This is a genomic window from Kitasatospora sp. NPDC101801, from assembly GCF_044766665.1.
Classification (GTDB): domain Bacteria; phylum Actinomycetota; class Actinomycetes; order Streptomycetales; family Streptomycetaceae; genus Kitasatospora.
Genome location: NZ_JBIWML010000063.1, coordinates 1 through 8,843, shown reverse-complemented (window position 1 = coordinate 8,843; position 8,843 = coordinate 1). Strand labels below are relative to the sequence as shown.

At 69.2% G+C, this 8,843-nt stretch carries 7 protein-coding genes; 2 read left to right on the top strand and 5 right to left on the bottom strand.

The genetic code is table 11. The annotated features are described in order from the left end of the window. The first annotated feature begins 148 nt into the window (after window positions 1-148). The gene (locus ACIRPK_RS35070; protein ID WP_403046532.1) at window positions 149-370 is read left to right on the top strand and encodes a hypothetical protein; all 222 of its coding nucleotides are present in this window, start codon (window positions 149-151) and stop codon (window positions 368-370) included. A gap of 65 nt (window positions 371-435) precedes the next feature. On the opposite strand, the gene ACIRPK_RS35065 is transcribed toward ACIRPK_RS35070, so the two are convergent. Continuing rightward, window positions 436-924: a hypothetical protein gene (locus ACIRPK_RS35065; RefSeq protein WP_403046530.1), complete on the bottom strand. Its 489-nt coding sequence runs from the start codon at window positions 922-924 to the stop codon at window positions 436-438. A gap of 241 nt (window positions 925-1,165) precedes the next feature. Here ACIRPK_RS35065 and ACIRPK_RS35060 point away from each other — a divergent pair, with 241 nt between their 5' ends. After that, the gene (locus tag ACIRPK_RS35060; protein WP_403046562.1) at window positions 1,166-1,810 is read left to right on the top strand and encodes a hypothetical protein; all 645 of its coding nucleotides are present in this window, start codon (window positions 1,166-1,168) and stop codon (window positions 1,808-1,810) included. Between the two features lie 216 nt (window positions 1,811-2,026). On the opposite strand, the gene ACIRPK_RS35055 is transcribed toward ACIRPK_RS35060, so the two are convergent. The 4 genes from ACIRPK_RS35055 to ACIRPK_RS35040 form a co-directional block, all read right to left on the bottom strand. After that, on the bottom strand, window positions 2,027-2,764 hold the full coding sequence (locus ACIRPK_RS35055) for a type 1 glutamine amidotransferase (protein WP_403046528.1): 738 nt from the start codon (window positions 2,762-2,764) through the stop codon (window positions 2,027-2,029). A 5-nt stretch (window positions 2,765-2,769) separates the two neighbouring features. Continuing rightward, complete coding sequence (locus tag ACIRPK_RS35050) at window positions 2,770-3,864, bottom strand: hypothetical protein (protein ID WP_403046526.1); 1,095 nt, start codon at window positions 3,862-3,864, stop codon at window positions 2,770-2,772. A 761-nt stretch (window positions 3,865-4,625) separates the two neighbouring features. Then, the gene (locus tag ACIRPK_RS35045; RefSeq protein ID WP_403046523.1) at window positions 4,626-5,144 is read right to left on the bottom strand and encodes a hypothetical protein; all 519 of its coding nucleotides are present in this window, start codon (window positions 5,142-5,144) and stop codon (window positions 4,626-4,628) included. A 478-nt stretch (window positions 5,145-5,622) separates the two neighbouring features. Beyond that, window positions 5,623-8,334: a Helicase associated domain protein gene (locus tag ACIRPK_RS35040; RefSeq protein WP_403046521.1), complete on the bottom strand. Its 2,712-nt coding sequence runs from the start codon at window positions 8,332-8,334 to the stop codon at window positions 5,623-5,625. Window positions 8,335-8,843: the final 509 nt, after the last annotated feature.

Genomic DNA, 8,843 nt, shown 5'->3' with positions numbered 1-8,843 from the left:
CGTACCCCCCCCCCCCCCCCCCCCCCCCCCCCCCCCCCCCCCCCCCCCCCCCCCCCCGGCCCCCCCCCCCCCCCCCCCCCCCCCCCCACGGCACTGCCTCGTGAGCCGCAAGCTGCAACTCCACACCCCTACTCCGTACCCAGCGAGCGTGCAGGTACTGATCCATGACGAGGAGGACGACTGCTTCGGACTGTGGATGATGCGAGACGGCGTGCTGACCGAGGTCTCGCTCCCCGGCCACAGGCGCCTGCACCCTCCGGCGCCGGCCACTGACGAGTTCCCGCCCGATCCCGGGCTGCTGTGGCAGGCAGAAACGGCAGTGCCAGCTGGCTTCTCGACGGAGCGCCAGGACCAGCGCCCGGCCTGGTAGGAGTCGCTCAGCCACTGGTGTGAGCGATGACTCGCCGGTGGAAGGCCTCGGCCGGCACCACACGTTCAGTAGCGTCGGCGAACCAGGGCCGGCAGACGGGACTTGGCGATGTTGCGGATGCGCCGGGTTCGGCCGCCCTCGGCCAGTGCCGACAGGGCGATCATGGCCAAGGATTTCTCTGCGGTACGGAGCTGAAGCCAGTTGGAGGCCGCGAGCAGGGTCTCGGCGTCCCACGGCTCGTCCAAGGTCATCGCCCGGAGCAGAGTCCACTCGCGCAGGTGCCGGGCGGAGAAGTCGTCCACCGCAACAGGGCCGGTCATCTCCCGGCACCAGGCGGGATAGCCGGGGTCCGTGAGTAGCTCGGCGGCCCGTCTGTCGAGGTACTCACAGACGGCGCTGTTCGCCATCCCCGTATCGGGGTCGGTGAACACACGGGTGACGAGGGTGGCTGCTTCCTCAGCGGCTACCTCGGCAAACGCCCTTCGATAGTGGGCGAACCGGACGTGCTCGTCCGGATCCCAGTCCGGATCGTCAGCTGACACCACGTCGCCCAAGACCACCATTCACTTTCGGCTGCAGGTCCTGGAAGCCTGCCACAGCAGTAGCGGCTGCCCACCGCCGGACCAAGACGATCTCCGGCTACGAAAATCCTGCCAGAGCCCTGTATCTGCCCAGGGCGGTACAGCCGAAAGCGCTCAGCCCGCGCCGGTTCAGGCTCGGCAGAGGCGAGGATGCTCAGCGTAATCGGGAGGCGTCACGGGCGGGCGATGCGGGACACTTCGCCGGGTGATCGTGATGCAGCCCGTCCTGGAGATCAATACCCCTGACGGTTTCGACCTCTGGCCTGTCGCCGAGACCGAGCCGGTCGGCTTCCTGCCCCTCAGCGGTGAGCTCTCGCCTGCCGAGGTCGGGACGGCGGTGATGCGCATTGTCAGCTGCAACGACATCGACCCCGAGGACGGCCCCCACAACGACCGCCCGCCCCGGCCTGCCGACCCACTCGGCTCCTTCCTCCACGGACTGCTGACCTTCGACACCCTCTTCGCGGCCGGCGGCCTGCGGGTCACCGACGACTCCACCGGCATCGAGTTCCTACCCGGTTGCTGCGACGGACTGGAGGACTGGCGCGACTGGCACCGACTCGTCGACAGCGGTGGCCTGCTCGGCTTCGGCCACGACCCCGTGTCACCGGTCGCGGAGCGCTTCGGCGACACCGTCCGGCTCACGGTCAATGCCGAGCAGGGCGACAGCCCGGTGATCGAACTGTCCGTCACCGAACTCCGCTGCCTGCTCGTCGGTGCCGAGCGCGACCTGGCCGATTTCCTTACACTGGCCGCCGCCTGGGTCCTTCAGCACCTGCCAGGCCACCAGGCTCCCGTCACCGCCGCCCTCACCCAGGTCCTCGACCTGCCCGCACCACCGATACCGCCGGAGCAGTAAGACAGCGGGCTCGGTTCAGCTGGCTAACGAAGACCGAGCTTGGCACAGCCATCGGGCCAGGTCCGTGCGCTGCCTGTTCGGGGTGGCCCCATCAGGAGCTGATGACCGATCTCAACAACACGCGGACTGCGGAAGTGGACCTGAGTAGAGATCACCTTCTTTGCCCGGGCCACGGATCTCGGTGCGCGCGAGTTCGAGGCGACGTACCCGTCGGCGTCAGCGCGTGATGCGGTCGATCACCAGGCGCTCGAAGAGGTCATCGGGCAGTTCGTCCTGGTGCTGCTCGACCGAGCGATGCGCAGCGGCCGCGTCGCCGTGCCAACGGCTGATGACGTCCTCGTTGAAGTCGATCAGTCGGCGCACGTCGTCCGGGGTCAGTTCTGGGTGGAACTGGCACCCGAAGACTCGCTCGCCGTAGCTCAGCGCCTGGACGGAGGTGTGCTCGTTGCGGTACTCGATACGTACGCCGTCCACTTCCTCGATCTGCGGACTGATCGCCTGGTAGTGGAACGACGGCACGACGCGGAGGCCCTGGCGGTCGCCGACCCGGTTCACCTCGGTCAGGCCGACCTCGATGCCCGAGGTGTCGATGATCGAGCCCGGCCGCAGCGCCTCGGCGATCAGCTGGGAGCCCAGGCACACGCCGACCACCGCAGGGCCGGTGTCGCCATCGCGCCCATTTGCGTCGGCGATGAGTTCCCCCATCAGCTTGATGGTCGCGCGCATCCACGCGGCGTGGGAGTGCACCGAGGTCTGGCCTCCGGTGAACACGTACGCCAGGGTCGGCTGTGACCGTCGCGCGGTCAGATCGGCTGCCTCGGTCACCAGGTTCAGGCGGCCGCAGCTCAGGCCAGCGCGGGTCAGCCGCTGCTCGATCCGGTCGGCGTAGTCGAGACCGTCGTAGATCAGCCCGTCCGCGACGCAGATCTGCACGTCAACCGGCACAATCCCCACCCCTCTTACTCGAAGAACCTCGACCACAGGTTGAGGGCCGAGTCGACGCACTGGACGAAGCTCAGGATAGCCACGATCGTCACTGCGAGGTTAACCCTCGTCACCCGACGCATCTGGTCGTGCTCCAGTTTGCGTTCCACCGCGCGCCGCGCCATCTCAAGCAGGGTGTTGGTGCGCTCGCGCACCCTTTCGGTCTCCCACGCCTCCAAGACACTGTCGCGCAGCTTGAGCACGTGGAAGTCGTAGCTGAACGTGGGCCGCACCAGTGCCTGGTAGTCGGCGCGCAACCGTCGTTCCAGCGCGATGAGCAGTTCGGGGTCCTCGTCCAGTGCCATTTCGCGGATGATCCGTTCCGCGGCACCGGCGGAGCGTTCGAGCCGGGCGTAATGCACGTTCAACTGGCCGAGAAGGTGCTCGAGTTGGCCGAGTGTGTCGCTGGGGTCCTCTCGGGAGGCCAGCAGGAAGAAGGCGTAGCCGGGGTAGAAGAACTCCTGGGGCCACGTTGATTCGGAGGGGATCGGTGCGGCGGAGCGGGGGTAGATCAGGAGCCGCAGCGCATCGGAGAGGGTCGCTCTGCCGGGTGCCGGGTGGGTGGTGCCGCCCGCGTAGGTGAGGTTGAAGTAGGGCAGAACTGTGGGACATGGCGGCCCCTGTCGGCACTGGTCGGACATCGCGGTCAGGGCCGGCAGCAGTTCGCCCCTGACGCGCACGGTAAGGTCGTCGCGCCCCTTCGGCCCGAAGCCGTCAATGAGCTCTTCCCGGCGCCTCCCGGTCCACCCCTCGACGACGCGCATGTGCACGGCCACCGACCCGTAGCCGTCCGGAAACAGGATGCCGGTGACGTGCAGTTCCACCGGTAGCGCCGTCGTCTCCCGCACGATCGCCGTCAGCCGCGCGTTGAACTCCTCCGACCCGGCGAAGTGGGTGAGCAGGTCGACCGGCGGATTGCCAAAGGTGAGCGAGCCGCGCAGGAACTGGTCCAAAGACCGGTGCACCAGCGTAAGGCGACCCTCCGGATCGATCCCGCCGTCCGCCGGAACGGCGAAGCCCGGAGCGTCCGCAAGCGAGACCAGCCCTGGGTAGAAGGGCCCGGTCACCATGAGCAGGGCGTCGCCGCAGAAGTCGACGCCCGACTCCGCAGGCGGCGCCGCAGCAGCCTCACGCGGATGCGGTATCAGCGCTCCGCCTGGTACTCCGGCTTTGTCCCGGACAGGTCCAGCTCCGTCCATACGATCGCCCCCCAGCGAATCAGGCATCTCCAGCCTTTGCCGACTTCCGAGATCCCCATGACAGGCGTCCGGCGCGCCGCCCTGTTCGCAGCCCCGCTTCCGATTCACCCTGGCAGGTTGCCCCCGCCGGCGACGACGCAAATCAGTCTGCGTGAGGAGTTGTGACAGCGCACCCGGCTCGACGCAAGAAGGGGGCGAGATTCCGGTTCGCGAGATGTCTCAACAACCGGAAGAAGTTCCGCTGGTCCCATACCAGGAACGGTGTTGTCAGAGCCCGGTAGCGGTGCCGGTCCGGCAAAGGGCTTCGCTTCTCAACACGCCGACTTGACGGGGAAGGCCAGGGTCAGGTCGTAGTCCACGCCCACGGCCTGGCTGGCGGGCGAGCTGGGGTCGAGCGGTACGACGGTCAACGGGTGCTCTGTGAGTTCCAGGTCTTGAAGTGAAGCCTGAACGGGTGCCGGTCAGCTGAGCTTGTGAGTCCGGTGGGAAGCGATCGGCTCGGCTGGTTGCGGCCCTGCCTGCCCTCCTCGTTGGGGCCTCCGTCTACGAGGGAGGCCCCAACCGATCCTGACCTGCCAACTTCGTTGGTGCGCGGGAATCGCGGGAGTGTCCCGGGAACCCCAGTGTTCTACCTACGCCCACTCGACCCCGTGTTCGGCGAGCTGTGCGAGCTGACCAGGCGTCAGCCCGGACTTCCGGTTCTTGGTGTTGTTCAAACCAGGTCCCAGCGCGAACAGTGACGTCACCGCCCTCTCCTCCCCGCCGGGTCCGGCCTCCACTCTCTCCACCGGCTCCTTGCGCCCACGTCCCACCTTCTTCTCCCGGCCTGCCCGCTTGACGAATGCAGCCAGCGCCGCGATGCCGAGCACGAACCGGTCGCCACTGGAGATGCGCGGCTTCGCGTCGGCGGTGGCCTTCGCCGTCACCAGCTCCGGTTCGGCTTCGATGCCGATCGCGGCCAGCAGCTCCTGCTGCTCCATCTCCAGGCCGGGAGCGCCGGCGCGCTGGGCGAGCACCCACCTGCCGAGCTGCTCGCCCTCGAACAGCCGCCGCCGACCAGCCCCGGCAGAACGCCGAATGGGGCCGCCACCTCGCAGGGTGGCGGCCTCCTCGAACGTCTCTGCTCGTACGGCAGCACCGTGGCCGGCCACTCCTCCAGCGGACGGACACCGAGCCAGCCACCACCGCGCCAGACCCTGGTGTACGGCGAGTACCCCGGGAGCTCACGCCAGCCGACCCGCTGCGACGGCACCAGCCCAACAGCCGGCCCGTTCACGTCCTCCCCGGGCGGCCGCGCACCGGCCCGGCCGCCGCGCTGCTCCCCGCCCTTGTACTGCCACCAGCGCCACGTCACGTGCCGGGAGTGCAGCCGGTGATGCCCGCACCGCTTGCACCGCGACGGCGCGATCTTCTGCGGCTTGAAGCCGTGCGCGGCGTCCACCCAGTCCCCCCGCGCCTGGACGTGCTCGTGCCGCCGCCGGCCGCACCCCGCAGCCCCGCAGATCCAGTGCCCCTGCGGCTGCACCGGCCCCTCCCGGAACCAGTGATCCGCCCCCGTGATCATCGCCTCACAGCCCGGCGAGCGGGCCGCCCTCGGCGCCAGGCCCTCCACGTTCCAGCCCATCCAGCTCACGCCCACTCCACGCCGTGCTCGGCGAGCTGCGCGAGCTGACCTGGCGTCAGCTTCGAGCGCCTGGCCTTGGTGTTGTTGAGAAAGGTGCCCAGCGACACGAAGATCCTCTCCACCTTCTCCTCGCCACCCTCCCCGACCGCCGCGACCTCCAGCTCCTCCTTGTGCCCGCGCCCCACCTTCTTCTCTCGCCCTTCCCGCTCGACGAAGGCGGCCAGCGCTGCCACGCCGAGCGCGAACCGGTCGGTCCGGGAGACCTTCGGCTTGGCGTCCGCCGCGGCCTTGGCGGCCACCAGCTCGGGGTCAGCCTCGATGCCGATCGCGGCCAGCAGCTCCCGCTGCTCCGCCTCCAGGCCGGGAGCGCCGGCACGCTGCGCCAGCACCCACCGCCCCAGGCTCTCGCCCTCGAACACCGTCGCCTCGGCCAGCTCAGCCCACTCGACCTGGCCGCCCGACTCCAGCCACCACGACCTGGCCACGCTGTAGGCGCGCTGCCAGGCGATCGGCCATGCCGGGCACCACCACGGGTCGACGGCCTCCAGCTCGGCCCGCCGCTCCGGCGCCAGCGCCCCGCTCTCACCCTCCGGCACCTGCGCGGCGGCCCGCAGCTCGGCCAGCCAGGTGCCGATGGCGTACCCGCCCACCGACGCCCGCGCCGGGGCCGCCAGCGACCCGCCGTGGTCCTTGGCCCAGACGCGGGCCCAGGAGAGGCCGGCCTCGAAGCGGGCGTCCGAGACGGACCACACCATGTCGAACCCGTCGAGCTGCGTCACCCGCCATGACGCCAGTTCACCGGCCGCATTCTCCACCCGGCGGTCCGACAGCCACCGCCCCAGCGGATAGTTGCCGTTCTCACCCACGAGTTCCGAGTACGGCACATTGAGGTGCCCGTGCTCCTTGTACCAATTCCGCACGTGGCCGATCGCCTCACGCCACAACTGCGTCTCACTGGTCAGCACCCGGGACGCGACGAACAGCGCCAGGACATCGTCCCCGGGGCTGGACTCGAACCGCACCGGCAGCGTGAACGCCCCCGAACCGTCCCCCACACCGGAGCCCCCACTATGCCCATCACCAGGCGCGTAAGCGGCCTCGGCGCTGCGCCCGGTGGTCCGCTTGCCGCTCTTCTGCGGCACCGCCAACGCCTCGACCATGCGTTCGTCGTGCGACCGCAGAGCGGTCAGGATCTTGACGAGCCCGTTATAGCTGTCCGACTCCAGAATGTCCCCCGGCTTCTCCCCGGGCTTCAGGAAGACGGGCACGATAAGGCTCGCCATCTTTCCCTCACCGGGCTGGATCCGAAGGGCCCGGCCGACCGCCTGGACGATATCGACCATGCTTCCCCGGCCCATAATCAGAATCGAATCCGCATTCGGGATATCGACACCCTCGCCAAGGATCTTGCACTGGGAAATCACCCGGTAGGAAAGACCGTCGTCCTCCTCGGTCAATCCGAATTCACCGATGACCTCCTCGCGGAAATCCACGGAGTGCTCACCGGAGAGCCACTGCGCCCAGACCTCGGCCGGGTATTTCGCCGGGTTCTGGTCGTGCAGCCGCTCCACCGTCTGGTTCAGGGTCTCGCTGAAATACCGGGCCTCGATCGTGCGGTTGTGGAACGTGATGGTGCGCTTCAGGTTCCGCTCGGCCGCGACCTTGAGCAGCCCGGCCTGCATGGCTGCCAGGTGCGCGGCCGGCACCTCGTCCTCGCTGCCGTCCACCGCCTCACCCACCCCGGCCCCCCACGGCACCGGCTGCGCCTTGGCCAGCTCGCGCTCGGAGCGCGGGTCCCGCAGCTCAATCACCACCACCTCGAAGGGCGCGAGCAGCGATTTTTCGACTGCCTCGGCCAAGCCAAGGGAGAACACGTGCGGGCCGTAGACCCGGACATCGTCCATGGACACCGCCAGCTCCTCCGGCAGCGGCTGGTGCGCCCCCTCACGCGGCTTGAGCATCCGCGTGGGCGGCTCCCAGATCCTCGGCGTAGCCGTGGCATACAAGCGCCTGGCCGCCGGGATCTGCGCCTGGTCGTGGACCACCGTCCACCGCTTCTGGACGCTCCCGGACGAGCGGTGCGCTTCGTCGCACACCATCAGGTCCAGCGGCGCCAGCACCTCACCCTTCGTCTTCGCCCAGTAGTAGTACGCCTCCGCCATCGAGCTCACGGAGGAGTAGGTGGCGAACAGCGTCAACGGCCGCCGGCCCCGCTGCGCGTCGGAGAGCCAGCTTCCGATGACCAGGCCATTGGTGGAGGCCGTCACCCCGGACGGCAGTTCGTCCTGGACCAGGGAGCACACCGCGCGCATGTCCCCGCTCCGGCCGGCCGCCCGCCAGGACCCGATCATCTGGGTGAGCAGGTTCAAGGTGGGCACCACCACCAGGACCACGCCGCGGGGCGCCAGCCGCTGCGCGGCCACCGCCCCCACGTACGACTTCCCGGTGCCGGTGGCCATCTGCACCGTCACCCGCAGGCCGCTCGGGGCCACCTGCCCCGGACGCGGCGTCAGGCCCCGCGCGATCGCCGCCACCGCCTCCTCTTGGTGGCTCCGCAGCACAATTCCCTCGGAAGCTTTCACGGCCAGCAGACCCGGCTTTACAGCACCCACGGACTTTCTCCCCTCACCCGAACTCACGGACCCGCACAACGCCTCTCGCGGGATTCCCTGGCACCGCACACTGATACATTCACCGGCCGGACAAATCGGGGCCATCTGCTGGAATTCCGGCCCGCTCCCCGAAAGTCACCGGCCGCCTATCAGTCGGGCCCTCAGAATTCCGACGGGTCCGCCCGATCCGGGATCCGCAGGCCCCATACGGCAGGATCTGCCGACGGCTCGATGTTGATACACTCTGGTTGGCGACACCAGACCAAGGTAGCGCACCCCGGCATCCCGTGGGGCCGATTCCGTGGTCTAGACCAATCTTCCGGAAGTGAAGCCGACACGCACGCGCCCCCCGTCGGGCCACCCCCTTCCCCTAGTCAGCCCGTCATGAGCCCAGCCATCAACGCAGCTCAGCCATGTGATTCAGCATCAGCCACCGGGGGCCGTGGAGCGAAGCGGAGCGGCCCCCGGTCCGGCGCGACGCGCCGGACCGGCCTGACCGAAGGTCAGGCCAGGACACGCGGAGCGGGTCCCACCCCACGCGAAGCGTGGGGTGACCGGGCGCGGAGCGCCCGGCGAACCGAGGGCCGAAGGCCCGTAGGGACCCGCTCCGCGGG